Origin of the sequence: Exiguobacterium algae (assembly GCF_018617875.1) — a bacterium.
In the GTDB taxonomy this organism is placed as follows: Bacteria; Bacillota; Bacilli; order Exiguobacteriales; family Exiguobacteriaceae; genus Exiguobacterium; species Exiguobacterium algae.
The window spans coordinates 693829-720012 of record NZ_JACSKZ010000001.1 but is presented as its reverse complement, the minus strand read 5'-3'; the positions used below and the strand labels follow the sequence as shown (position 1 = coordinate 720012).

Here is a 26184-nt window from a genome sequence, read left to right as displayed (position 1 = left end):
ATGATTCATCAATTTATAAAAGGTTCGACCGACACGACGTTAGTCTTATTACATGGTACAGGCGGGTCTGAACAGGATTTGATTCCGCTTGCGCGTGAACTATCGCCAGAGGCGAACATTTTGACCTTAAGAGGGGATGTCATGGAGAATGGCATGTCTCGTTTCTTCCGTCGCCATGCAGAAGGTGTGCTCGATCTTGAGGATTTGAAGAAACAGACGGAGCGCTTCCTCGACTTTTTGGATGAAGCGGCCACGAAGTATGAAGTGGACCGGAATCGCATGATTCCACTCGGGTACTCGAACGGGGCCAACTTGATCGGCTCGGCGCTATATCGTCAGAATGCATTCAAAGCTTCGTTATTGTTTCATCCAATGGTCCCGGACCGGTCGCTTTCGGTACCGGACTTGTCCGGGGCGAACGTATTCATCTCTGCAGGTGAGCGTGACCCGATTTGTCCCAAAACAGAAACAGAAGAGTTGACGTCTACACTCCGACAGGCGGGAGCAGAAGTCGAACTCTTCTATCATTCGGGTGGTCATGAGCTGAGAATGGAGGAAGTCACAGCTGCACGGACATGGATTGACCGTTTCATCGACTGAAAAGGTCAGGCCATTTTCTTCGGTTTGTTAGACCCGGAGTAGACAACGAGGACACCTCGATCAATTAAATAAGCGGCAAACAGGTGTTTTGCCTCTTCTGCTCGTACGGTTCGGTCGATTTGCATAAACAATCGCCCGAGCTTTTTTTGTGACGTGCGGGTGAGGAGCCAAATCGAGTCGAGGGTGTACTGCCAGCTTTGAAGGGTGTCACCTCCGATGTAGAGGTAGCGGTTTTGAGTACGTTCAAGTAAATAGTTGAGCCACCAGACATCCCGAGAGAGTTTTGCGGCAATGCCGATTAGGAAAGAAATACTGACGAAAGTGAGCCCGGACAGCACAGGGTGGAGGGCATAGAACCAAGCGCGAACCGGCTCGAAGGCGACGAGTAGAAGTCCGACGGAGAGGGCGCTGATTAACCACCAAAATCCGAAGTTAGAGAATGAACGCTTAGGATCATGCACCATGTGATGTCGATTTCGAATGACGGAAGCCATTCTCTACACCTCCTTTTTAGAATATTCTGAATATTTAGTATCACTACTATACTATACTCTACCCTGTCTCGTCTATTTGAATACGCGCTGAACGTGTTGAATTGGAGTATTTTTTGTTGAACGGGCATGTGAACGATGAAAGAAGGGAATCATGACAGGGAAGACATAAAAATTTTATCAAAACGATATGTCACAGCAGAGAAGGATTCAGTATGATGATTGAAGGATTTTTTTGCGGGTACATTAGATGAGGACGGTTTTGCCACTTGATCGGATGAATCATCTTAGGATCGAAGGCGAGGCGCGGTTCATTTTCTGACTACTTTAAAGAACTAGAGGGAAGATTATGCGAAATCATTGGTACGATAACATTAAAGGGGTGCTCATCCTGCTTGTCGTGTTCGGTCACTTATTGACCGATGTACGGGGCGCATATGATGATATTTTGCCGAAATGGGTGTATTTGTTCTTATACACATTCCACATGCCGTTGTTTATCATGTTGAGCGGTTACTTCTTCCGGGAGAACCGTTATTTGCGCGTCATTCAGTTGTTCGTCGTCTATGTGATCTGGCAGGTCATATTAGGTTCTTGGTTCGCTTTCACAGAAGGGATTCCGATTTTTTCGATTGAAAATCCGGGCTTGAATCTATTAAGACCGTATTGGGCGCTTTGGTATTTGATGGCCATCATCGTATGGTACATCATCACTCCTTACGTGACACAACTGAAAGGATACGTGCTCTATGCGCTCCTTTTTGCCTTGCTCTTCGGGTTTCAGGCAGAAGCGACAGGCTTTTTCGCCCTTCGAAAAGTGATCATGTTCTATCCATTCTTTTTAATCGGGAACTGGATGTCCGAACGAAACACGCTCAACTTTTTCGAGTTGCCGAAACGAGCCGAACAGCGAAATCGGTACAGAATCGGGGGGGCCGTTGTGTTTACGTTACTCACTCTGGGGCTCTTCGTGTCGATGAGCGTCCAGCAAGCCGACGCATTTTACCATATCGGCAACTTGTTCAAATTCCGGTTCGCCTATGACACGGCGGTCCCGGAGGCGATGTGGAGCGGTCCGTTCGCGTTCATCATCGTCTATACCATCTCCATCCTGATGTCGATCAGCTTTGCGCTCATGATCCCGGGACGTGAGTTGCCGGTCTTTACCCGGGCCGGAAGGTACAGCCTCTATGTGTATTTAGTTCACGTCTTTCTTGTTGTGGCGTGGCGGGCATTCGTACCGGCAGGATTCATGCCGACGTCATGGATGCAGTTGCTTGTTCTGTTAGGCGTCGCCTTCGCGATTGTCGTGATTATCATCAGTCCGCCGGTGGTGCGTCTCTTGCGCCCGCTCGTCGACATGGATATACGAAGAGTCCAGAACACAAAAGGTGTAAAAGGGTAAAGTCTTTTCTAAACGCTTGTTTTCCGCTACACTTTATAAAGAGGAATCGAAACTAGAGTTAAGGAAGTGACACCATGCCATACGAACACGGAATGAACAGCACAGAAGGTGACGTAAACGTCTCACGCCACGTCGTCGAAATGATTGCCGCGGTCGCGGTCAAAGAAACAAAACATGTATCGTTCACCCAAGAAGACACGAAATTGTCGGAACGGGCACTCATGAAACATGTGAAAGTAGAGGAGTCTGAAGAAGGAATCACGATCAACTTCTCGGTTTATATCGCATACGGTCAGTCCATCATCAAAACGGTGACGGCTGTCCAGGAGCGGATTACACAAGATATGGACACGATGCTTGCGATGGCCCCGCTCTCAGTTAACGTGAAAGTGGTCGGCATTCAATTATGACAAGTGAGGGGAGGCGCGCCTTCCCTCGCTTTTTTTGATTTTTAGCGAAAGCGGTTGCATCAAGATAACGTTTTCATTTATAATAGAAATCGAACAAGTGCAACCGTTTGCATCACTGACCAAACGTGCGACGGGTACTTGTCAAGTTCCCTAAATGTAGTCAGACGACACAAGCAGGAGAAGGAAAGGCGGAAAGTATGTATGTCAACGATTGAAGCAGTCATTTTTGATTTGGACGGTGTCATCACTGACACTGCGGAGTACCATTACCTCGCTTGGAAACAGCTCGGTGAAGAGCTCGGCATTCCATTTGATCGCGAGTTTAACGAGACGCTCAAAGGCGTGAGCCGCACTGAATCCCTCGAACGTATTCTTGCGCTCGGCGGGAAACAGGACGCATTCACACCGGAAGAGAAAGAACAACTCGCACAAAAGAAAAACGAGCACTACGTTGAACTCATTCAGCATATTTCATCTAACGATTTGCTTCCGGGCATTGTTTCATTCCTCGATGAAATCAAAGGTGCTGGACTCAAAATCGGAATGGCTTCCGCTTCAAAGAACGCATTTGCGGTCGTTGACGCACTAGGTGTCCGTCATTACTTCGATCACATTGTCGATGCAGCAACTGTCGCCCAATCAAAACCACACCCCGAAGTGTTTTTGAAAGCCGCTTCTGCCCTTGGCGTGAAACCCGAACTCGCGATTGGCGTTGAAGACGCGGCTGCAGGCGTCACTGCGATCAAAGCGGCAAACATGTTTGCTGTCGCCGTCGGGGAAGAATCGATGCTCGGTCATGCGGACCTCATCGTCTCTTCTACTGATGAACTATCTCTCGGACGAATCCTCGAACGCGTCGGAGTGTAACAAGACTACAATTATCTTCCGTGAGATGACGACTGCCCCGAACAGTCGTCATCTTTTTTTGGGTCAAAAGTCCCGAATATACAAAAATGCCCAAAAAGAGATGACAAGTTCATTACAAATCCGTTACACTTTGATAGAACTAAACAAGGGATAAATAGGAATTCCTGAATTAAAATAGGTAAAAATTATACATTAATGGATTTAGAAGGGGATTTATGTATGGAGTCTGTAAACGCTAATGATCACATTTATCGCGAACTCATGGAGATTGAAGAATCTTATCGTCAACTGCAACGACGGGCAGAATACCTGATTGCTGAGCTCAGTCGCGGCGCGAGGGAAGACGAAATGACAGAAGATTCAACGAAACGCATGCGTCCACGACGAGTGAATCAGCGGTACCCGCTTGAAGTATATGTTCATCAAGTCACGGATTTATTAAGAGAGAGAAAGACGATGAATGTACGAGACATTCAGATGGAACTCGAACTTCGGTACCGTCATCATATTAGCAACATATACCAATTGATGGTTAAAATTGAAGGGTCGAATCCTGAAGTGAAAAAAATCGGACGTGGTCTTTATACATATGAGCCCGTACCAGAAGTTGCGGCGACAACGTCCTTATAATCTTTTGAACCGACGAGGGACGCCTCGTCGGTTTTTGAATGTAAACGGACTGACACGGACGCCTTTCTTTAAAATATGATATAATTCGCCCGAGTCTATTTTTTTAGAAGAGAGGAACTGTCGGCCCATGCTTTGGATTGCCATGTTGGTCAGCTTCGTTATGGCCATATTGATTACACCGCTCGTTCGTCGATTTGCTTTCCTGATTGGGGCAGTCGATCATCCGAACGCACGAAAAGTTCATTTGCGAACGATGCCACGAATTGGTGGTCTGGCGATTTTTATCGCTTTTTTTATCGGGTATGCACTTTTGCTCCCGACGAGTCGATATAACGATGCCATCTTGATTGGGGCGGTGGTCATCTTGATGACGGGTCTGATTGATGACCGGTTCCAGTTGTCGGCCCGGGTTAAGCTCATGGGACAAATGATTGCAACGGTCGTCGTCTTACATTCAGGGATGCGCATCGAGTTGATCAATCTGCCGTTTGACCAACAATTGTACCTTGGTTCATGGAGTATCCCGATCACGGTCCTCTGGTTGATTGGAATCACGAACGCGATTAACCTGATTGACGGTCTCGATGGTCTCGCGGCGGGGGTTTCGAGCATCGCACTCGGGACAATCTCGATTTTGGCCATCATTCAAGGGAACGTTTACTTGACGATGATGGCGTTGCTTCTCTTAGCGAGTACACTCGGGTTCCTTGTCCATAACTTTTACCCGGCTAAAATCTTTATGGGAGATACAGGGGCACTGTTTCTCGGATATATGTTGGCGGTCTTTTCTTTGATTGGTTTCAAGAACGTGACACTTTTCTCACTCGTCGTGCCGGTCTTGTTACTTGGGCTTCCGATTTCCGACACGATCTTTGCGATCGTCCGACGGATTGTCCAAGGCCGTCCACCGATGTCTCCTGACAAATCGCATATGCACCACCAGTTAATTGATATGGGCTTCACGACCCGGCAAGCTGTGCTCTTGATGTACGGCATGACCCTGTTCTTTGGAATTGCGTCCATCCTATTTGCAAAGACGACGATGGTCGGAGCGGTGGTCACGTTTATCGTGGTGCTTCTTGTCATTGAATTGATTGTTGAATCGACAGAGTTGATTCATCCCAACTATAAACCGATTATTCGATCATCCCGGCGACTACTCGGTCGTCCGAAAGAATAGGAAAAAGCGTCCGCTCGAAGCGGTCGCTTTTTTAGTAGGTCGTCGTCTCGGTCATCGAGTCGTCCGTCTCCTCGGATGGGGTCTCTTCTGCTGTAACAGGAAGACCAAGTTCGGTTTGTAATAAGGCCTGCTTCTCCTGGAGGTCAGTCGAGTCAAGTTCATAATAGTACACACCGTCGAGCGTCAAATCGGTCCCTTTCAATGTCTCACGATTGAAGGCGCGAAGAGACTTCGCATAAGGCTGAAGTTGCGACGCCTCGGCGAGTGACATGTTCGTTCGAATGTTTTCGCCGACGGCGTTCATGATCCGGTTGAGTTTCGTGAATGAATTGATCGTCGTTGCCTCGTTGATGATGGCCTCAATGACTTGCTGTTGACGTCCGGCGCGGCCGATGTCACCTGCGGGGTCCTGTTTACGCATCCGTGCATAGGCCAATGCCTCTTCTCCGTTGAGCGTCTGGACACCTGGTTCGAGTTCGACATTTCCGGTCGCTTGTCCAGAAATCGGAATGAGCACATCGACTTCCACACCACCAACGGCGTCGACGAGGTCTTCGATCCCATCGAAGTTGATGGTCGCATAGTAGTCGATTGGGATGTCGAGCAAGTTTTCCACCGTGGCGATCGTTGCGTCAATCCCGCCATAAGCGTAGGCGTGATTGATTTTGTCTTTGAACGGGGTGTCTTCCGATTCGAGGATGATATCGACATACGAGTCACGAGGGATACTGACTAACGTAACTTGGCGGGATTCCTTATTGAACGTCGCCACAATCAAAGAGTCGCTCCTTCCTTCCTCCAGCGAGGCGCCGCCATCGACGCCGGCGAGAAGGACAGAAAAATGATCTTTCGTCAGATCGACCGTTTCCTCTCGTCGTTCAGACTTATCACCGCGCTCCAGTTTCTCGTTCGTGTTCTCGGCCGTCTCATTCGCCTTAAAGACGAAGTAGCCGAACGCGGAGCCACCAACGAGCAAGAGCACGCCGAATACGATGAGGACCACCTTCCAAACATGCTTTTTCTTGCGGGGGGGTGTTGGTTCCATGTCAATTCCTCATTTCAGTCGTTTCTTTCATTATAGGTGTTTTATCGTTTGAAATCACGTTCGATGATGCGAACGTCCTGGGTCTCGAGTACCCCCTGACCGTTTGTTAAGTCGACGAGCCATGCAAGAGCCTCCTCGGTTTCTGCCACCGGTACGGAAAGGTGAAATGTGACGAGGTCGGCGTACACCATATCGTCCAACAGGTAGGTCGATTGTCTTACTTCATTTTCGACCTTTCCAATCCATGTGTAGTCGACTGTGAGCGTGAGTTGTTGCATGGGGAGGCGCTCGACGATTCCGACTGCATCCAGTCCTTCACTGACCGCACCGCCATAGGCACGGATGAGTCCGCCACCCCCGAGCTTGATGCCGCCGAAATAGCGGGTGACCACGACGACCGTGTCTTTCAGATTTCGTTTCCGTAACACCTCGAGCATCGGCATGCCGGCCGTGCCACTCGGTTCACCGTCATCATTGGCTTTTTGGTGTTCACTTCGTTCTCCGATGATGTAGGCCGAACAGTTGTGGCTCGCGTTCCAATGTTCCTTTTTGACTTGTTGGATGAAGAGTTGGGCCTCTTCTTCGGTCGAGACTCGTTTGAAATGTGCGATAAATTTTGATTTTTGGACAATGACTTCGTATTCTCCGGTTTGTTTTATAGTATAATTTGGTTCAATAGACATTTCTGAAAATTCTCCTTTCCATTTTTTAATATTTTTTTTAGAATTCAAGTAGGCGCAGTCGCTTCGTGCGACGAATGGATTTATGAGAAACCTATCAAATCAACTGTAAACGAATGTTTATATTGACGATACATAGGAATAGATGAGGACTAACTACCGAACTTTAGGGGATGGCATCGTGAATCATATTACCGATCGTACAGCATTAGAACACATCATAACAAATATGATTGAAACGGTGACGGAAAGTAAAGAGGAGATCGTCCGTATAACCGAAAGTTCAGCTACTGAATATTCCGAGATTCAAAAAGAATTGAAGGAATTGACGGATAAGATCGAGTTCTATATCGAGGAATCTGAACGTCTCGACCGACTCGTGAAAGCCGCAAAAAGTAAGTTGGTACAAGTTAGTAAAAAGTTTCACATACATAGTGAGCAAGAAATCCGTGAAGCTTATGAAAAAGCGAACCAAATGCAGCTTGAACGATTTTTGATCCAAAAAGAAGAGATGGGTGCCCAACAACGACGCAATGACTTGGAACGGCGCCTGCTTATTCTCGAGGATACGATTGAACGGGCCGAAAAACTGATTGGTCGGGTCAGTGTCGTCTTGAACTTCCTGCGCGATGACTTGCAACAAGAGTATTCGGATATGATGAAAAAGCAAGAGATGGCAATCGGCGTTTTCGAAGCGGCGGAACGCGAGCGGCGCCACCTCGCACGAGAGATGCACGACGGCCCGGCGCAATCGCTTGCCCATATCTTGATTCGGGCAGACTTGATTGAAAAGACGTTTGATAAGCGTGGAAAAGATGAAGCATTCGCAGAGTTACACGAATTAAAGAGGCTGATTCGTGGCGCACTCGTCGACGTTCGTCGTTTGATTTACGATTTGCGTCCGATGTCATTGGATGACTTAGGGTTCTTGCCGACACTTGAACGTTACTTGCATCAGACGGAAGAATATACGACGATTAAAACACGACTCAACTATCGCGGGTCGCGGGCACGGTTGCCAGAAAAACTGGAAATCAACGTGTTTCGTCTCGTGCAAGAAGCGGTACAGAATGCCATCAAGCATGCGAAGACGCCTGAGATTGTCGTGAACGTCGAACAGGCAAGCGATGTGATTCACATTCACGTCCGGGACCATGGGGTTGGCTTTATTCCAAGTTCAATTGGAGAAGAGTCGTTCGGTATCGTTGGGATGCGCGAACGTATTGAATTGGTGAACGGAAGTATCACCATCGATTCGGAAGTCGGCAAAGGGACGGTCGTCCGGATGTCGATTCCGATTCCGTGAGCACACAAGGGGGAAGACAATAATGGAAATGACACAGACACGCATCGCCATCGTCGATGATCATGAATTATTCCGTGAAGGATTGAAACGGATTTTTGATTTGGAGGACGAGTTCGTCGTCGTCGCAGAGGGCCGTACCGGTCGTGAGGCAATCCGCATCGCGGGAGAAATGAAACCTGAAATCTTGATTCTCGATATTAACATGCCGGACATGAACGGAATCGAGGCGACGAAGCAATTGTCCGTCTTGTCCCCGGAAACGCGTGTCCTCATCTTGTCGATTCATGATGATGAGTCATATATTACCCATGCCTTAGAAGCAGGGGCTTCGGGCTTTTTATTGAAAGAGGTAGCGTCGACTGAGCTCATCTCAGCCGTCCGTTCTGTGGCACGTGACGGGGCATATTTGCATCCGAAAGTGACGACGAACGTCTTAAAAGATTACCGCCGTTTGCTTCAATTCAAAGGCGAACAGGCAGGACGAAATATCGAAAACCGAACGGACGACCCGGTCTATCAATTGTTGTCACGTCGTGAAATCGAAGTGTTGCATCTCTTGGCGGATGGTCGCTCGAACCGCGACATTAGTGACATGTTATTTATCAGCGAGAAGACTGTGAAAAACCATGTCTCTTCTGTCCTTCGCAAAATGGAAGTAAATGACCGGACACAGGCCGTTGTCGATGCGATTCGACGAGGGTGGGTCGAGATTTGAGCGTCACCGATGCTTTACCTCGTTTTTGTGTTACAATATGGAATGGAATCCTAACATAATTGGAAAAATGAAACGACGTAAAGTGAGGATATAGTATGGGAAACATTGCGATTTTGACCGACAGTACCGCCTATTTGTCGGACGATTTTTTGACGCAACATGACGTCCATGTTGCACCGCTCAGTGTCATTTTTGACGGGGAGTCGTACCGGGAATCAATCGATCTGTCGACCGAGGCGTTTTATTCGCGAATTGAGGCAGGGAACTTGCCGACGACTTCTCAACCGATCATCGGTGAGACGGTCGAGTTGATCGAGCGCTTGCCTGAAGATGTGACAGACGTCATCGCCATCACGCTCTCGAGCGGAATCAGTGGCACGTACCAGTCGATGGTCGCATTGGATGATATGGTCGATGTAAACGTCCATGCGTTCGACTCTGAGATTTCTTGTATGCCACAGGCGTTTCTTGTCGAAGAGGCTGTCCATCTTCGTGACACCGGTGCATCGGCGGAAGAAATCATCGCCCGTTTAGAAGCAGTGCGTGAATCAATCCGTGCGTACTTCGTCGTTGATGACCTTGACCACTTGCAGCGGGGTGGCCGTCTCAGTGCGGCTCAAGCACTTGTCGGTTCATTCTTACAAATTAAGCCGGTTCTTCACTTCCAAGACAAACTGATTGTTCCTTTCGAAAAAATCCGGACCTATAAGAAAGCGGTCCGACGAATCGAAGAAATGATGGATTCGTCAATCGAAGGTGATGGTGAAGGATACTGCATTGGAATCATTCATGCGAATTGTCCGGAACGGCAGGCCGAAGAGCTTGCTGCGATGAAACAAAAGTTTCCGAAAGCACACATCACGGGTAGCCATTTCGGACCGGTCATCGGTACACACCTTGGACCGGGTGCGATCGGCATCACATGGTATCGCCGCGAATGGTAAACAGAAGACGACCGTTCACGGTCGTCTTTTTTTGATGGGGGAGGGAGAGCGATGGCGAAATATCGCCAGATTTTTGAACGGTTGGCAGAAGAGATGCGAAACGGAACGAGACCGGCAGACTCCAAGCTTCCGTCTGAGACGGAGTTGATGCATCAGTTTGACGCGAGCCGCGGCACGGTTCGAAAAGCGCTCGATTTGTTGCAGGAAAACGGCTACGTCCGCAAACATCATGGGAAAGGCGTCTTCGTCCTGAAACGGGATCAGATCGAGTTTCAGTTCAACGGAATCGTCAGCTTCTCGGAAGTCTACGCCAGCATGCTTGGGCGGTCGATTCAAACCAAAGTGACGTCTTTTGAGGAGTTAGAGGCACCAGCATGGCTCGCGGAACGGATGAACATCGCCCCAGATACAATTCTTTACCGGATCGAACGGGTCCGGAATTTCGATGGGGAGAACGTCATTTTAGATATTAATTATTTCGTCAAAGATCTCGTTCCGGGGCTCACCGAGGAAATTGCTGGACGTTCCATCTACTCGTATATCGAGAGCGAGCTCGGACTCCAAATCAGCTACGCCAAACGGAAGATTGCGGCTGAAAATGTGACCGAGTTGGACCGGTCACGACTCGACTTGCATGACTATGAATATGTAATCGTTATTACGAACGATACGTTTCTTTATGAAGGCCAACAATTTGAATATACCGAATCCCGTCACCGACTCGACAAGTTCCAGTTCAGTGACGTGGCGCGTCGTTGACCCTTTTTCTTTGGAAAAGGGTCTTTTTGTTTCAAGAAAAGGAGATAGGGAAATTCAGGAAGGGAGACCGAACGGGACTTCAAACTTATCTATATAAGTTGTTGACGCAACTTATATAGATGAGTTATACTTTGTTTGTACTCATAAGTAACCGTTTTCAAAACATGTTTCCAAACAAAGGAGGACAATCGAAATGAAGGCAGATTATCGTCAAATTGCCGCGGAACTGTTGGAGGCCGTCGGTGGAAAAGAGAATGTCGACAAGGCGGCACATTGTGTCACACGTCTTCGTCTTTCGTTAAAAGACCAGTCAAAAGTCGATGAGCCGAAAGTGAAAGAAGTCGATCTCGTTAAAGGGGCTTTCGAGAATTCCGGCGTCTATCAAATCGTGATCGGTGCCGGTGATGTCGAACGCGTCTATGCCGAGTTCATCAAATTGGCGGGGCTTGAGGCTGCAACGGTCGCAGAAGTAAAATCAGCAGGTGGCAAAAAAATGAATCCGCTTCAAAAACTCGTCAAAGTGTTCTCAGACGTCTTTATGCCGATCATTCCAGCCATCATTGTGGCCGGTCTTCTCATGGGGATCAACAACTTGCTCGCGTCAGAAGGACTCTTCATCGACGGAAAGACGTTGATTGAGGAATACCCGAACTTACAAGGGTTATGGGATCTCATCAACATGATGGCGAACACGTCCTTCGTCTTCTTACCGGCGCTTGTCGGTTGGTCCGCGACGAAACGTTTCGGAGGAAGCGAAGTGCTCGGGATCGTCATGGGTCTCTTGCTCGTTCACCCGGACCTATTGAATGCATGGGGTTACGGTACAGCGGCGCTTGAAGGGGAAGTGCCGACATTCGATATTCTCGGCTTGTTCGAAATTGAAAAAGTCGGGTACCAGGGTCAAATCCTACCGGTCCTTGCAGCGGCCTATATTTTGAGTCAGATCGAGATGTTCTTGAAAAAACGTGTACCGAACGCAATCCAGCTCTTGGTCGTACCGATTACGACCATCGTTGTCACTGGATTCCTTGCACTCGCAATCGTCGGGCCAATCACACGTGGTCTTGGTAACTTGATTGCGACTGGACTCGTCAACACGTTTGAAGCGGTACCGGTCGTCGGAGCACTTCTATTCGGATTGTTCTATGCACCGCTCGTCGTCACAGGGATGCACCACTTGTTTATCGCCATCGACCTTCAGTTGATTGCCGATACAGGCGGTACGTTCATCTGGCCAATGATTGCACTCTCAAATATCGCGCAAGGTTCTGCTGCACTCGCTATGTTCTTCGTGTACAAGCACAACGCGAAGCAAAAGAGCATGGCATCGACTTCAGCAATCTCGGCATATTTCGGAATCACGGAGCCGGCGATGTTCGGGGTGAACTTGCCGAACAAGTTCCCGTTCTACTCTGCGATGATTGGTTCGGCGACAGCCGCGATCTTCATCACGTTGAACGATGTGCAAGCCATTGCCATCGGGGTCGGTGGACTTCCTGGATTCCTTTCGATTTTCACAGATAAGATCCTTCTCTTCATCGTCGGGATGTTCATCGCCATCATCGTGCCATTTGCGCTCACATTTGTCTTGTCGAAGCGCTACATGAAGAAAGGTGAACTTGAAGAAAATAAAGTCGCATAACGATTACTCGGGAGGGAGGGACGGCAGTTCTTCCCTCTTTTCAATTGGAATGAAAACTCTTACAAAAGGAGATGTCGTCTATGACACAGAAAAATTGGCGCAAATCAGTCGTCTATCAAATTTACCCGAAAAGTTTTTATAGCCCCGAAGGAAATGCCACCGGGTCAATCCGCGGGGTGACGGCGAAGCTCGATTACTTGGCAGAGCTCGGCATCGAATATATTTGGATGACGCCGGTCTACAAATCACCCCAGCACGACAACGGATACGACGTGAGCGATTATTATGACATCGACCCGTCATACGGGACGATGGAGGATTTGGACGAGCTCATCCGGGAAGCCGAGGCGCGGGGCATCGGTCTCATGATGGACATCGTCGTCAACCACTCGTCGACCGAGCATGAATGGTTCCAAAAATCGCTCTCCGGTGATGAACGGTATCGGGATTACTACATCTGGCGCGATGAACCGACGAACTGGGAATCGAAGTTTGGCGGCAACGCGTGGAAATATGACGAAAAGAGCGGACAGTACTATCTCCATCTGTTCGATGAAACCCAAGCCGACTTGAACTGGGAGAACGAACAGATGCGTGAAGACGTGTATGAGATGATGCGCTTCTGGCGTGAGAAAGGAATCAAAGGGTTCCGTCTTGACGTCATCAACTTGATCTCAAAAGAACAGGACTTCCCGGAAGATGACTCGGACGGACGAAAGTTCTATACGGACGGACCACGCATCCATGAATATTTAAAAGAGATGAACCGGGAAGTGTTTGACGGTCATGACGTCATCACGGTCGGTGAGATGTCTTCGACGACGCTCGATCACTGCGTACGTTACTCGAACCCGGATGAGAACGAACTCAGCATGACGTTTAGCTTCCACCACTTGAAAGTCGACTATCCGAACGGGGAAAAGTTCGTCGCGGCTCCGTTTGACTTCATCCAACTGAAAGACATCATGTCGACGTGGCAACAAGGGATGCACGGAAAAGGATGGAACGCCATCTTTTGGTGCAACCATGATCAACCGCGTGTCGTCAGTCGTTTTGGAGACGATACAAACTACCGTGTAGAGAGTGCGAAGATGCTCGCAACGGTGCTCCATGGCCTTCAAGGAACACCATATATTTATCAGGGCGAAGAAATCGGAATGACGAACCCGGGCTTCGATGACTTGAATGAGTACCGTGATATCGAGACACTCAATATTTACAAGCTGAAACGCGAGGAAGGCGTGTCGCATGAAGACATGATGGCCGCCATCAAGCAGAAGTCACGGGACAATTCACGTACACCGATGCAGTGGGATGCAAGTTCGCATGCCGGTTTCACCGATGGCAAACCGTGGATTAACGTGGCACCGAACTATACGGAAGTGAACGTCGAGAAGGCGCTCGATGATCCGAACTCGGTGTTTTATCACTACAAGAACTTGATTGCATTACGAAAAGAACTTGACGTCTTGACGGACGGGGACTATACGTTACTCACACCCGATTCGTTGGATGTTTGGGCATATACCCGAAAGACCGACCGCGAGGAACTCCTCGTTGTCGCAAACTTTTATGAAACCGAAACGACGTATGAGATGCCAGAAGGCTTCGAGCGGGTGAACGTTGTCAGTCATAACTATGACGTGCCTGAGCTCGACGGGAAGACGCTATCTCTCCGTCCGTACGAGGCGATCATGTTCTATAAAAAAGTTTGAGGAGAAGACCTGACTCATAGAGTCGGGTCTTCTTTATTGATTGCGGGTCTATATGGTAAACAAACGAGTTAGTCAGTCGACGGACAGGTGTGCTAGCGTGTGTCTGAAAGGAGTGCTTTGAATGGGGGAACTTGTCATTGCGCCGACTGGTAAGCGGGCCATCCGATTTGGAGTTTGTCAACGATGCCTCAGCACGGACGTTCGTCACTTCACTTGTCATCATGGACGCTGCCGTTATTGTCGCAACTGTCTCTTTCTCGGTCGCGTCTGTGCGTGTGACCGTCTTGAGGAACGAGATCTCTCGACTGCTGCTCAATCAACCGAACTGACGATGCCCTTTGAGTTGGCACCAAGACAACGAGCCGTGTCTGATCAGTTGCTCTCTTGGTGGGAAGAAAAGAAAACCGGACTCGTCCATGCTGTCTGCGGTGCCGGGAAAACCGAGATGACGTTTCCTGTCATTGAGCGGGTTGTCAATGAAGGGAAGCGCGTGCTGATCGTTTCCCCTCGAAAAGATGTCGCGATTGAATGGGCGGAGCGGCTTGAGCGGGCGTTCACCGTACCGATCACCCGAAGATACGGAGGAGGGGACCGGGACTCCATCGGCATGATTACTGTCGCGACGGCACCGCTTCTGCTGAATTTGCGGAATCTGTTTGACTACGTCCTAGTTGATGAGTCGGATGCTTTTCCGTTTGCGTTTGATCTGACGCTCTGGCGGACAATTGTTCGCGCCGGAACTGGTGTCTTTCTATTCGTGACCGCGACGCCGACTGGATGGCAACGATTATTTCCAACCGTTCATCTGTCACGTCGATATCATGGACATGACTTACCGGTGCCGCTACTGATTAAACAGACGGATCGTTCAATCATTGATTTTTGTCAACGTCACGAAGGGAAACCGCGATTGTTGTTTGTCCCGACAAAACCGGACCTCGGCCGTTATGCCGATCGACTGAGGGCGTGCGGATTGACCTGTCGGACCGTCTCCGCCGAGACCGAAGACCGGGGTGAAACACTTCAATGGGTGCAGGAAACGTCCGGCATCGTCCTGGCGACTTCGATTTGGGAGCGGGGGATGACGATTCGTAACGTCCAGGTGGGAGTGTTAGAAAGTGAGCACCGTTTGTTTTCGATGCGGGGATTGATTCAAATGGCTGGACGGGCAGGGCGGAAACCGGATGCACCGACAGGCGAGGTCACATTCTTTTATCAGGAACGGACCTATCATCAAGATTTTGCAATCTCTGCCATCAAGGAGGCGAACCGACGTTGAATTGTATCGTTTGCAGAAAACCGATGCAGGCGTCTTGGAGTCCGGCAACATTCTTTCAACGAGATTGGGTGTGCCCGGAATGTGAGAACCAGTTGACTCCGCTAGGAACGGGTTGTCCAGCCTGCGGTCAACCGAATGACACGGGCGGCGTTTGTTCAGACTGCATCCGATGGTCTGCGCTCGGCTTAGATCTGTCAGTGCGCTCGCTATTTGCGTATGATGAGCAAGGGATCAACTGGCTTCACCGTTTCAAATTTGGTGGAGACGTCGCCCTGGTCGAGCAGGTCCGATCAACTCTCAGGTCTTTGCGAGAGCGGGGAACGACCTATGTACCGATTCCGCTCAGTGAAAAGCGACTTCGAAGCAGGCGGTTCAATCAAGCGGAATACCTTGCGCGGATGATCGGTCCGACTCAAAACCTGCTCCTTAAAGAAGAGGTTTTGAGTCAACGAGAATTTGGGAAAGAAAGAAGACGACATCGTTCCAATCCGTTCACTGTACAAAAACAAGTGAAGTGTGGCAAAATCGTTCTCGTAGATGATGTCTATACGACGGGGACAACGCTCCACCAAGCCGTTTTTGCATTGCACCAAGCTGGATATAAAGAAGTTTCGGCGATTTGCTTATTCCGGGCGCTAAACAAATCGAAAACACGTCCGATATAAAGAGCAGAGGTGAATGCAATGGATGCAGCAACATGTCACATGTGCGGACGTTTATTTATGAAACAGACTCGTTCGCCATATTGTCCATCATGTAATGAAGTCGATTATCAAAACTTTTTGAAAGTCCGCGATTTCATTCGTGAACCAGTCAACAAACAAACGACAATCGGAGGACTCGTCGAAGCGACAGGTGTCTCTGAACTTGATATCACGCGATATATCCATGAAGGACGCTTGATTATCAAGGATAACCCGGCGCTAGCCATTGGCTGCGTTCGTTGTGGTCAACCGACAAATGAAGGAAAAATTTGTGCGCGATGTCAGGACGACATGCACAAAGAACTTTCGATTTTACAGGAGAGTATGACCAAGCAGTCAACTGTCCGCGCTTATCGTTTGGATTAACAATAGGAAGAGGGGGGAGACGCATGCGCATCGATTCAGCCAAGTGGGTACATTTACCGAACACTTATGAAAAGAAAACGCAAGCCGAGCCGAAGCCCGAGCCGTCACGCCAAACGGACCAACTGTCAATATCGGCCGAAGCCCGCGCCCGGTTTGAAGAACCGGTGAAACATCCGGATCGTCTTGAGAAAATCAACGCCTTGAAGGCGGAGATTCACGCAGGGACGTATTCACGGGACGCGCGCGAAATCGCCAAACGCTTTCTACAAGGATGAATGGAAGCAAGGTCCGCTTGAGGCCTTTGCACTGAATAACACGGCACGGAAGCTGACTAAATGAGGGGATACCCTTTCTTTAGTCGGCTCTTTTTTTGAAAAAAGGGAGAGACCTATGCTCACATTACATAAACGACTATTAGAACTGGCTTATGAAAAAGAACAATTGCTCATCCGAAATGACATGGCCGCCTTTAGTGCGCTTGTGAAAGAGGAAGCGAAACTCGTTCGACAAATCTCACAAAAAGAAACAGAACGACTTCAAGGTACGGTTGTTTTGGACGATGAAGAGAAAGAAGAGCTAAGAACAGTGGTATTCGAGTTGAAACGGCAAAATGAGTTGAATGCGCAATTACTCGAACAATCGCTTCGCTATATCACATGGCATTTAGACATGCTTATGCCGGAAGCAGATGATTTCACATATGGCCAGCAAGCGTTCGAAACACGCTCGTTCAGCCGGGATGTTTAAGGAGGAAGTTTGATGGGTTCAACATTTATGGGATTAGAGACGGCGCGTCGCAGTCTATCGACGCACCAATGGGCACTCCAGGCGACCGGGAACAACGTCGCCAACGCCTCGAACCCGGGGTATTCGCGCCAACGCCTCACACTCGGGATGACCGAACAATTAAGTGTCAACTTTGGCGGCACGAAAGTGGGGCAATTCGGGACAGGGGTGCGAGGAGAGACGCTGGCTCGAATCCGAGATTTGATGATCGATCAACAATATCGTGACGAATCGGTCAAAAATGCTTTTTATGCGACAAAAGAAGCGGCATTCGGACGGATGGAAGACATCATCAACGAACCATCTGAGACTGGACTCGCCAAGTCACTTGATTTGTTTTGGTCGTCACTGCAAGACTTGTCGGTCAACCCTGAAGACACAGGAGCACGTAGTGTCGTCCGCCAACGTGCGATGACGCTTGCTGAGACATTCAACTACATGTCTTCTTCACTGACGAAAGTGCAGGATGATTTGAAGGCAGAAGCGAATGTCGTCGTGAAAAAAATCAACGACTTGTTGACGAAAATCAGCGACGTCAACCGTCAAATCGGCGATGCGGAACCGCTCGGCGCGCTTCCGAACGAACTGTACGATGAGCGGGACCGCTACATGGATGAATTATCTCAGTATGTGGATTATAAACGCGTTCCTGTCGACTATTTAAATGGGGAGACGCGCGGAAACTCACAGCGTGTTGCCGAAGGGCGGATTGACATCCGTGTGGTCATCGGTGGAACCGAAGTGAAGCTTGTCGATGGCATCGCAGGAACGGTCGGGAAGTTTGAAGGATTGACGATGACGGATGCAGGTGGCACAAGCACAGCATTGACGCAAGCGGACATGCCGAACGGAAAATGGAAAGCACTTGTCGAGATGTACGGTGAAGCGTCGGGTCCGGAATCATACGATGGAGCGTTTACGATGATGCTGAAAGACTTGGATGAGATGGCTAGCGTATTTGCGACAGCGTTCAATACAGCTCATGGGAACAATTTAGATGCAGACGGTCTGCCGGGTACGACAAACTTCTTCGTCGACACGACAAGTGCCGCGACGATTCGTGTCGGTGACGGGATCATGACAAACCTTGATAAAATCGCTGCGTCAAAGGATGGCAACATCGGGGACGGAAGCGGGGCGCTCGCCCTCGCGAATTTGAAGGCGTTGCCGCTTAGTTTTGCGGGTTCGGTCACAACATCGACTTCAATCGGCAAATATTATCAAAACGTTATCGGAAACATGGCAGTAGCGGCTGATCAAAATGGTCGTCTGGCAGCAAGCACCTCTGCACTGATGGCAAGTTCTGATCAGCGTCGGCAATCGGTAAGTGCGGTGTCGCTCGACGAAGAGATGACGATGATGATCCAATACCAACATGCATATAATGCTGCGGCTCGAAACATCACGGCTGTAGATGAGATGCTCGACAAAATCATTAACGGCATGGGTGTCGTAGGGAGGTAATGACTGATGCGTGTCACACAAACGATGCTCACACAGACGAACTTAAAACACTTATCGAGTAGTTATAACACGCTTGCCCGCGTTCAGGAACAACTCATTAGCGGGAAACGGATTCAAAAGGCATCGGAGGACCCGGTCGTCGCGATGCAGGGAATTCGTTACCGGACAGAAGTACGCGAGGTCGACCAGTTCCGTCGAAACGTTAGTGAGGCAACGAGCTGGATGGATTTGACCGACTCGACGCTCAATGAAGTGACCGAGGCGATCAAGCGAATTCGTGAACTGACGACACAGGCAGCGAACGATACGTATGATGCGTCACAACGGGCGATTATGAAAAGTGAGGTCGATCAACTCGTTGAACATATCGGTTCACTCGCCAACTCGAAGGCGGGAGAAAAATATATTTATAACGGGACAAAGACCGACCAACCGCTTGTCAATCTAGACAACTTAAAAGCATATTTGAACGACTCGACGCTTGATGTCAACTCAATCTACACAGATGCCGCCGGTGCGCCGACAACTTCAGGGAAAATCGAGTTCGAAGTGTCGAAAGGGATTACGATGCAAGTGAATATGCAGCCTGAAACGGTATTTGGTAAAGAGTTGTTTGAAGGGCTCCGGAATTTAAGTCTGTTGTTAAACAATCCGGCGACGGGTGGAGCCGATTTGTCAGCCGAGCTCGAAACACTTGATACGCTTGGACAAAGTTTGATCACCGAGCGTGCCGAACTTGGAGCACGTGCGAACCGGTTGGAGCTTGTGGATAATCGACTTCAAGATCACGAAATCATTGCCAAGACGATCATGTCTGACAATGAAGATATTGACGTCGAGAAAGTCATCATGGAGTTGAAGTCTCATGAAACGGTTCACCGCGCCGCTTTATCGGCCGGTGCCCGAATCATTCAACCGACACTCCTCGATTTCTTACGGTAATCTGCGATGAATCTCGCTAGACTTGACATGCGGCAAACGTATGCCGCCATCCAAATGACGTCGAATCGACCGGTTCTTGAGATGCGTCAAGGTCGCGCCGACCTGTCGATTACACAAGGTAAGGCGGAGATGACACAACAGACGACGGCCGGGACCCTTGAAATCGATTCTTCGGTCGCCCGAAGTGAGAGCAACCTGAAAGGTGCGTTCGAGTTGGGGCATTATCTCGCTCAAAAAGGAGAACAAGGAGCTCGGGAGGCGGCGATGAACATCGCACGTGATGGCGACCGTCTGATGCGTATCGAGAACGGGAATCCGATTCCGAGTATCGCAGCCGAGAAAGTGAACGACCCCTATCCAATCGTTGAAATGGGCTATATGCCGAAATCGCTTGATCGCGTGAAGTTGACGTATACGCCTGCGGATGTAAAAATCGAATGGAACGTGACACCACCCCAGATTGATGTATCACTCACCCCGACGGATATCTCGTTCACACCGTGGACGACGGAGATTTCGCTTCGACAGGAAGCGTCTCTCGAGATGTGGCCGGTTGGGGGGATGTATGATGAGACGCGTTGAAAGTGAGGACAATCCATGTTCATTGAAACAGATTATTTTGGAAAGATTGAAGTGAGTGAAAACGAGACCATCACATTCGTCAGTGAGATTCCCGGTTTTCCGGAGTCGAAGACGTTTGTTTTGATCCCATACGGCGACGAGCTACCGTTTTGGTCACTTCAATCCGTTGACGAACCGTCATGTGCCTTTGTCGTGACGAACCCATTTTGGCATAAAGCGGATTATGCATTCGAATTGACGGACGGTGCGAAGGATCAACTTGGCATCGAAGAGGCAGAACATGTGTCTGTCTACTCGATCGTGACACTTCGTGACCCGTTTGAGACATCGACCATCAACCTACAGGCCCCGATCGTGATTGAAACGAAAGAACGTCGAGGGAAACAAGTCATCCTGGATGACGCCTACCCATCTCGTTATCCGCTTAGTGGCGAGAAAACGGAGGTGCGCTGATGCTCGTATTGAAGAGAAAACAAGGAGAAGCGATTCATATCGGTGACGATGTCACCCTCACTGTCCTTGCGATTGAAGGAGACCAGGTGAAGCTCGGTATTGATGCTCCGCGTCACATCGATATTCATCGACATGAAGTATACGTTCAAATGCAAGAAGAGAACGAGACGGCACGGGAAAGTGCGAACTTGATGAAACAAATGGTCCAGAAAAAATCGGAAGCATGAGCTTTCGATTTTTTTCATACGGACACCTTTTTATCGTGACAGCGCTTGCTTGTTTGGGATAGGATGGAAACCGGAAGGAGGGGAAGCGATGGGATCGGTCATCAATCATTTTTTTATTAATATCAGTATCATCTTCCTTCTCATGTCGCTGACCTTATATGTGATGCGGAGCGTATTGCCGATACAGCCGACGTCACCTTTGTTCGTCCGTTTCTGGTTTGGGGTATCGAACGGCATGACGGCGATTTTACTGGCGATCAATTCGTTTGAACTCGGAGAGGCACGAATTGATTTACGTTTGATTCCAATCGCGCTGGCGGCAGCTTATGCTGGACCGTTCGGTGTGCTCGTCACGCTTGCCATGATTTTCATCGGGCGGATGACGTTGGATGGAATGAGCGCACCATTTATCGACTCGATTATCTTATTTGTGGTGTTATTCCTCTTTTCGCTCATGCTCGCCCGTCTGACCATCCATCGGCGACGTTTGTATGCGGCATATATTGCCATCGGTTCTCTTCTCGTCTTGATTCGTGTGACCGGAAGCATCGATTCGCATATATTTGTGAAGGTGTTCATTCCGTACTTTATTATGTTGTCTCTCGGTGCATGGCTCTGCTATTGTGGGGCGAAGAAATTGGAGACGCACCTTTGGATGTTTCTTCTACATACCCATCGGGCGACAGTCGATGAGTTGACGGGTCTTGCGAACCGCTATCGCACACTGGAGCATATGAATGAGTTCGAGACTTCGGGGCAACCCTGGTCTTTACTCGTCATCGACGTGGATCACTTCAAGCAATTAAACGATACATATGGTCACCGAGCAGGCGACGACGCATTGCGTCATATCGGTCAGACACTGCAACACCATTGTCCGTCAGACGGTTTTGTGGGCCGTTATGGTGGCGAAGAGTTCATCCTTGTGATGGAAGGAACGGTAGATTTGAAGTCCGTTGCAGAAAATCTGGTTCAGAAGGTACGATCCACACCGTTCCTGTTCGGAGAAACAGAGATCCCGATGACCGTTTCAATCGGGGCCGCGATGACGAGCCACGAACCGAGTATGGTCGTGTTCGAGCGAGCGGACGGCGCTTTGTATCAGGCCAAACGGAATGGTCGTAATCAGGCTTATCTTGCCTAAAAAATCCTCATAAACGTTGGCGCGTGTCGTCCAACGTTTATGAGGATTTTCGTGTTTAGTGGATGTTTTTCTTTTTAAATTGTCCGCCACGCACATCGTGAATGTTGCCAATGGCGAGAAATGCTTTTTCATCATAATCGTCGAGGATATCTTTCAGTTTGGTTTCCTCTAAACGGCTGATGACGGTGAAGACGACTTTCTTCCCGTCCCCGGTGTAGGCTCCTTCTCCATGAAGGTACGTCACCCCCCGACCGAGACGGTCCATGATGGCCTGACCGATATCATCGGGTGCTGAAGTGATGATCCATGCGGCCTTCGACTGATCGATCCCTTCGAGGACGACATCAATCGTTTTAAATGCGATGAAGTAGGTGAGGAGCGAGTACATGGCCCGGTCCCAACTGAAAACGAAACCAGCCGTCCCGAGGATGAAAATATTGAAGAACATGACAATTTCCCCAACGGAGAACGGGAGGCGGTTCGTGAAGGCGACCGCTAAAATTTCAGTACCGTCCAGCGATCCGCCGGCCCGGATGACCAGTCCGATCCCGGTTCCGAGCAAAAATCCGCCAAAGACGGTCGAAAGCAATAAATCGTCCGTGAACGGTTCAATATGATGAAGGACGATGGTGAAGCCTGACATGAGTAAGATGGCCGTCAACGTGACGACAGCGAATGTTTTCCCGATTTGACGATAACCAAAATAGATGAACGGGAGATTGAAAAGAACGAGCCAAAGGGCGAGTTTTGTTTCGGATAAGTAAGAAACGATGATGGAAACCCCGACGATTCCACCATCAATGATCTGATTCGGCACGAGGAATGCCTCGAGGCCGACTGCGAAAACAAAAGAACCGAGCAGCAAAAGGACAACTTTTGCGAAAAGTTCAGATGCTTTGATGGGATTGTGTTCGCGCCTTAAACGCTGCACTTCCTCCGGGGATGGGGAAGGCATGACCGTACGCTGCATATCCATTCGCCCCTTTCCATTTTCTTTAGTATAACAAACCTCACATCAAAGTGAGGTCGGAAGGCAGGAAATCTGACATAGAAAGTGGAATGAATCAGTGCAAGGAGAAAGGGGAGAATGAAGATGTATGCATTGATTGGAAAGTTAGTGACACGTTCGGGGAATCGTGACAAACTCGTCTCCATCTTATCGGAAGCCGCAAAAGAAGTAGGGGGGATTGCAGGGTGTGAGGCGTATCGGGTCCACGTCTCACTCGATGAGCCGGACACGGTGTTCGTCTATGAAGTATGGAAGAGTGAAGAGACACATCAAGCGTCACTCACTATTCCTGAAGTGAAAGCATATATCGATCAGGCAAGACCGATTCTTGAGAATGTCGAACGAATCGCCACACTTGAACTCCGGTCATAAAAAATCCTCGCCCGATTTCGGGCGAGGTTTCAACATCATGACGTCGCTAAGCTGTCTTTGACTTTCTCGTAAAATTCGTCCATCATGCCGGTGCGGCTACCGAGCTGGCAGATGAGTTCGAGCGTCTCTTTATAGAATTTTTTAACGAGACCTTTGTTTTTAATTCCTTCCATTGAAGCGAGCGTCTTGTCGAGGTTTGTCAAAATCTCTTCAATCTGCGCATCAGAATCCGGTTTGACGACTGTCATGTTCTCCGGGATGCTGACGACTTTTTCTTGACCCTGATGGCGGAAAGACGCACCGAAACCGAGGTTTTCAATGAAAAGGTGTGGCATCACTTTCTGGCCGAAGAAATGCTTATGCCAGTCGCTCGCCTTCATCGTATCCATATCCTGTTTGAATGTAGATGCCGTTGAAACATATTGTTTGAACAAATCCGTCATGAATTTTTCGATGACCGGGATTTGAAGGGCGAAGACGTTTTTTAAGAGCGCGTCAAGCTGTGAGCGCGTCAATTGTGATTCATTTGACATGTCAGTTCCTCTTTTCTATTAATACGTTACTTCCATGGTATGGGATTGATGGACAGGCGTCAACGCATCGCTAAAAGTTTTTTCAGAATATTTAATGAAAATGGAGAAAGTTGTGGGATAATCAAATCAAGACATCGTTCAGTGAGGAGTGATTCAGGTGAACAAGACAATGAAATGGGCAGTAGCTCTCGGTGTAACAGGCGCGTTAGTGGCCACAGTCGGAGTCGTCTCGTCCCGGGGACGGACAGAGGAGGCGACGCAGACGATTCGTGACCATGCACTCGGATACGAAATCATTTTGCCATCCAAAATTGTTGCAGCCATCGAGCGCGGGGATGTTTATATTGAGAAAGCACAAGACGTCGTCGATATCGGAGACACGAAAAGCTACGGCACGTTCGACCTTTATTACAATGTCGAAGACGGGGACGATCAGCTCTTGTTCCATTTGGACTTGATTGACCGGGAAATGTCGCAACAAGCGTTCGTGCAGGAAATTGGCTACGGAAACTACCTCGGATCAAACGACAAGACATTTTTCTGGGTGGAACCGACTGAAGCCGTTCCAGGAGCAGAAGCCCATACAGACGCAATCTCTGAACTGCTCGAGACACTTCCTGACCTTGAATTTCGGACGATTTAACAAGCTCGCGAATGCGGGCTTTTTTCTTTGTGCTACAATACGGGTGAGGTGATGTTATGAATTGGACAGTAGAAGAAGTGAGACAGGCAGATGACGTGAAAATGCTCGAGGAAGCGGTCAATACGCACGACGGAATCGACGTGAAACTCGGTCATGAGTCGATCGGACAGAACGACTATGCAATTTATGAAGGGGAGACACTCGTCGGGTACATGATGCTCTTCCCGTATCTTCCGAATGAGTACGAGGTGAATGCCCTCGTGCATCCGGAATATCGTAAGCAAGGCGTCTTCACGGCGCTTCTCGGGACGGCACAACAAGATGCGAAATTGAACGGTTGTGAGGCATTCACGTTTGTGATCGACCGTAACTCGAAGTCCGGAAAAGCGGTACTCGACCATCTTGGGGCGACCTATCAGTTCTCTGAATACAATCTGATCTTGAAAAAAGCCGAATTGTTTTTAAAACCGGACGAAGTGTCGCTCCGTGAAGCGACAGCAGAAGACCGGCCGCTCATCATCGCAACGCTAAGCGAGGCATTCGGCGACCCTGTCGATGTGACAGAGAATATCTACCAGCAGATCGATACGCCGGACCGGGTGACGTACATCGGGGAAGTGGTTGGCAAGCCGATCGGTGTCATCCGTGCCCTCCTCACTGGAGACGACGCGGCGAGCATCCATGCGTTCGGTGTTAAAGCGGGTGAACAAGGAAAAGGCTACGGGACAAAGATGCTTAAGCAGATGGTCCAACAACTGTTCCGCATGGGGCGTACGAAGGTCGAGCTTGACGTCGAAACAGAAAACAAGGCGGCGCTTGAAATTTATAAGCGGGCTGGATTTGCAGAAAATGGCGGGTATGAGTTTTACATGATCGAACTGTGAGGTGAAGACATGTTGAAAAATTTAAAATGGCTCGGTGCGGCGTTCGAAGCATTTCTCGGCATCCCGATTCTCGGTGGACTGTTCATCATCGGAATGGGCTATTCACCGCTCGGGTTCATGTTTTTCTACCATCTCGTCGTGTTGATTTTATCGTTTAGTCGCCATGATCGCTTCTCGTATGGAGCGGTCGTCGGGCTCACGGCTTCCGTTCTCGGGTTTATCCCGATTGTCGGGATGCTCCTTCACTGGGCGGCCTCCATCTCGCTTGCTGTCGATGCAGCAACGACGCGACGGGAGTCCCGTTTGGACCAAAAGGATTCATACGACGACCCGTTCTAAAAACGTGCTCCGCGTGAGCACGTTTTTTCTCATTGACCAAACGTTCAACTGAAAACGCTGTACAATCC

At 49.2% G+C, this 26184-nt stretch carries 32 protein-coding genes; 27 read left to right on the top strand and 5 right to left on the bottom strand.

Annotated features, from left to right (window positions below; translation table 11 throughout):
• Positions 1-600, top strand: coding sequence for an alpha/beta hydrolase (locus KNP03_RS03685; protein ID WP_214826227.1), 600 nt, complete (start codon positions 1-3; stop codon positions 598-600).
• 5 nt (positions 601-605) lie between these two features.
• Here the strand turns inward: KNP03_RS03685 and KNP03_RS03680 are convergent, their stop codons facing one another.
• On the bottom strand, positions 606-1094 hold the full coding sequence (locus KNP03_RS03680; RefSeq protein ID WP_214825464.1) for a hypothetical protein: 489 nt from the start codon (positions 1092-1094) through the stop codon (positions 606-608).
• A 346-nt stretch (positions 1095-1440) separates the two neighbouring features.
• Between KNP03_RS03680 and KNP03_RS03675 the strand changes: the two genes are divergently transcribed.
• From KNP03_RS03675 to KNP03_RS03655, 5 genes are all read left to right on the top strand, one after another.
• Complete coding sequence (locus tag KNP03_RS03675; RefSeq protein WP_214825462.1) at positions 1441-2496, top strand: acyltransferase family protein; 1056 nt, start codon at positions 1441-1443, stop codon at positions 2494-2496.
• 74 nt (positions 2497-2570) lie between these two features.
• Entirely contained in the window at positions 2571-2906 is a 336-nt protein-coding gene (locus tag KNP03_RS03670) for an Asp23/Gls24 family envelope stress response protein (RefSeq protein ID WP_214825460.1), read from the top strand.
• A 201-nt stretch (positions 2907-3107) separates the two neighbouring features.
• Entirely contained in the window at positions 3108-3773 is a 666-nt protein-coding gene (gene pgmB / locus KNP03_RS03665) for a beta-phosphoglucomutase (RefSeq protein WP_214825458.1), read from the top strand.
• 219 nt (positions 3774-3992) lie between these two features.
• Complete coding sequence (locus KNP03_RS03660; RefSeq protein WP_214825451.1) at positions 3993-4403, top strand: Rok-like winged helix domain-containing protein; 411 nt, start codon at positions 3993-3995, stop codon at positions 4401-4403.
• A 127-nt stretch (positions 4404-4530) separates the two neighbouring features.
• Complete coding sequence (locus KNP03_RS03655) at positions 4531-5583, top strand: glycosyltransferase family 4 protein (protein ID WP_214825443.1); 1053 nt, start codon at positions 4531-4533, stop codon at positions 5581-5583.
• A 31-nt stretch (positions 5584-5614) separates the two neighbouring features.
• Here the strand turns inward: KNP03_RS03655 and KNP03_RS03650 are convergent, their stop codons facing one another.
• Together KNP03_RS03650 and KNP03_RS03645 are read right to left on the bottom strand one after the other, a co-directional pair.
• On the bottom strand, positions 5615-6628 hold the full coding sequence (locus KNP03_RS03650) for an LCP family protein (RefSeq protein ID WP_214825441.1): 1014 nt from the start codon (positions 6626-6628) through the stop codon (positions 5615-5617).
• 41 nt (positions 6629-6669) lie between these two features.
• Positions 6670-7311, bottom strand: coding sequence for a YigZ family protein (locus tag KNP03_RS03645; protein ID WP_214825439.1), 642 nt, complete (start codon positions 7309-7311; stop codon positions 6670-6672).
• Positions 7312-7489: 178 nt separating this feature from the next.
• Here KNP03_RS03645 and KNP03_RS03640 point away from each other — a divergent pair, with 178 nt between their 5' ends.
• From KNP03_RS03640 to KNP03_RS03560, 17 genes are all read left to right on the top strand, one after another.
• A complete protein-coding gene (locus KNP03_RS03640; RefSeq protein ID WP_214825437.1) occupies positions 7490-8614 on the top strand; it encodes a sensor histidine kinase in 1125 nt (374 codons plus the stop codon).
• A gap of 22 nt (positions 8615-8636) precedes the next feature.
• On the top strand, positions 8637-9329 hold the full coding sequence (locus tag KNP03_RS03635) for a response regulator transcription factor (RefSeq protein ID WP_276313790.1): 693 nt from the start codon (positions 8637-8639) through the stop codon (positions 9327-9329).
• Positions 9330-9424: 95 nt separating this feature from the next.
• Positions 9425-10273 (top strand): DegV family protein, encoded by an 849-nt coding sequence (locus KNP03_RS03630; protein WP_214825435.1) that lies wholly within the window; start codon positions 9425-9427, stop codon positions 10271-10273.
• 51 nt (positions 10274-10324) lie between these two features.
• Positions 10325-11032, top strand: coding sequence for a trehalose operon repressor (gene treR / locus KNP03_RS03625; protein ID WP_214825433.1), 708 nt, complete (start codon positions 10325-10327; stop codon positions 11030-11032).
• A 193-nt stretch (positions 11033-11225) separates the two neighbouring features.
• Entirely contained in the window at positions 11226-12674 is a 1449-nt protein-coding gene (gene treP, locus KNP03_RS03620; protein WP_214825431.1) for a PTS system trehalose-specific EIIBC component, read from the top strand.
• Between the two features lie 80 nt (positions 12675-12754).
• Positions 12755-14389 (top strand): alpha,alpha-phosphotrehalase, encoded by a 1635-nt coding sequence (gene treC, locus KNP03_RS03615; RefSeq protein WP_214825419.1) that lies wholly within the window; start codon positions 12755-12757, stop codon positions 14387-14389.
• Between the two features lie 121 nt (positions 14390-14510).
• Entirely contained in the window at positions 14511-15668 is a 1158-nt protein-coding gene (locus KNP03_RS03610) for a DEAD/DEAH box helicase family protein (protein WP_214825416.1), read from the top strand.
• On the top strand, positions 15665-16333 hold the full coding sequence (locus tag KNP03_RS03605; protein ID WP_214825413.1) for a ComF family protein: 669 nt from the start codon (positions 15665-15667) through the stop codon (positions 16331-16333). Before KNP03_RS03610 ends, KNP03_RS03605 begins: the two co-directional genes overlap by 4 nt.
• 18 nt (positions 16334-16351) lie before the next feature.
• Positions 16352-16738, top strand: coding sequence for a flagellar protein (locus tag KNP03_RS03600; protein WP_214825410.1), 387 nt, complete (start codon positions 16352-16354; stop codon positions 16736-16738).
• A 23-nt stretch (positions 16739-16761) separates the two neighbouring features.
• Positions 16762-17013: a flagellar biosynthesis anti-sigma factor FlgM gene (locus KNP03_RS03595; protein ID WP_214825407.1), complete on the top strand. Its 252-nt coding sequence runs from the start codon at positions 16762-16764 to the stop codon at positions 17011-17013.
• Between the two features lie 115 nt (positions 17014-17128).
• On the top strand, positions 17129-17485 hold the full coding sequence (flgN, locus tag KNP03_RS03590) for a flagellar export chaperone FlgN (protein WP_214825405.1): 357 nt from the start codon (positions 17129-17131) through the stop codon (positions 17483-17485).
• A gap of 12 nt (positions 17486-17497) precedes the next feature.
• Positions 17498-18988: a flagellar hook-associated protein FlgK gene (gene flgK / locus KNP03_RS03585; protein ID WP_214825402.1), complete on the top strand. Its 1491-nt coding sequence runs from the start codon at positions 17498-17500 to the stop codon at positions 18986-18988.
• A gap of 6 nt (positions 18989-18994) precedes the next feature.
• On the top strand, positions 18995-19930 hold the full coding sequence (flgL, locus tag KNP03_RS03580; RefSeq protein WP_214825399.1) for a flagellar hook-associated protein FlgL: 936 nt from the start codon (positions 18995-18997) through the stop codon (positions 19928-19930).
• Between the two features lie 6 nt (positions 19931-19936).
• Positions 19937-20512: a DUF6470 family protein gene (locus KNP03_RS03575; RefSeq protein WP_214825396.1), complete on the top strand. Its 576-nt coding sequence runs from the start codon at positions 19937-19939 to the stop codon at positions 20510-20512.
• A 15-nt stretch (positions 20513-20527) separates the two neighbouring features.
• Positions 20528-20965, top strand: coding sequence for a flagellar assembly protein FliW (fliW, locus tag KNP03_RS03570; RefSeq protein ID WP_214825393.1), 438 nt, complete (start codon positions 20528-20530; stop codon positions 20963-20965).
• The gene (csrA, locus tag KNP03_RS03565) at positions 20965-21192 is read left to right on the top strand and encodes a carbon storage regulator CsrA (protein WP_214825390.1); all 228 of its coding nucleotides are present in this window, start codon (positions 20965-20967) and stop codon (positions 21190-21192) included. Before fliW ends, csrA begins: the two co-directional genes overlap by 1 nt.
• A gap of 88 nt (positions 21193-21280) precedes the next feature.
• Complete coding sequence (locus KNP03_RS03560) at positions 21281-22336, top strand: GGDEF domain-containing protein (protein ID WP_214825388.1); 1056 nt, start codon at positions 21281-21283, stop codon at positions 22334-22336.
• Positions 22337-22391: 55 nt separating this feature from the next.
• On the opposite strand, the gene KNP03_RS03555 is transcribed toward KNP03_RS03560, so the two are convergent.
• A complete protein-coding gene (locus tag KNP03_RS03555; RefSeq protein WP_214825385.1) occupies positions 22392-23306 on the bottom strand; it encodes a YitT family protein in 915 nt (304 codons plus the stop codon).
• A 117-nt stretch (positions 23307-23423) separates the two neighbouring features.
• Between KNP03_RS03555 and KNP03_RS03550 the strand changes: the two genes are divergently transcribed.
• Positions 23424-23717: a putative quinol monooxygenase gene (locus KNP03_RS03550; RefSeq protein ID WP_240544421.1), complete on the top strand. Its 294-nt coding sequence runs from the start codon at positions 23424-23426 to the stop codon at positions 23715-23717.
• Positions 23718-23752: 35 nt separating this feature from the next.
• On the opposite strand, the gene KNP03_RS03545 is transcribed toward KNP03_RS03550, so the two are convergent.
• Entirely contained in the window at positions 23753-24250 is a 498-nt protein-coding gene (locus tag KNP03_RS03545) for a hypothetical protein (RefSeq protein ID WP_214825382.1), read from the bottom strand.
• A 157-nt stretch (positions 24251-24407) separates the two neighbouring features.
• On the opposite strand from KNP03_RS03545, the gene KNP03_RS03540 reads away from it, so the two are divergent.
• The 3 genes from KNP03_RS03540 to KNP03_RS03530 are packed head-to-tail and all read left to right on the top strand — an operon-like array spanning position 24408 to position 26116.
• Positions 24408-24893: a hypothetical protein gene (locus KNP03_RS03540; RefSeq protein ID WP_214825379.1), complete on the top strand. Its 486-nt coding sequence runs from the start codon at positions 24408-24410 to the stop codon at positions 24891-24893.
• Between the two features lie 56 nt (positions 24894-24949).
• Positions 24950-25777 (top strand): GNAT family N-acetyltransferase, encoded by an 828-nt coding sequence (locus KNP03_RS03535; RefSeq protein ID WP_214825366.1) that lies wholly within the window; start codon positions 24950-24952, stop codon positions 25775-25777.
• 9 nt (positions 25778-25786) lie between these two features.
• The gene (locus KNP03_RS03530) at positions 25787-26116 is read left to right on the top strand and encodes a hypothetical protein (protein ID WP_214825363.1); all 330 of its coding nucleotides are present in this window, start codon (positions 25787-25789) and stop codon (positions 26114-26116) included.
• The last annotated feature ends 68 nt before the right edge of the window (positions 26117-26184 follow it).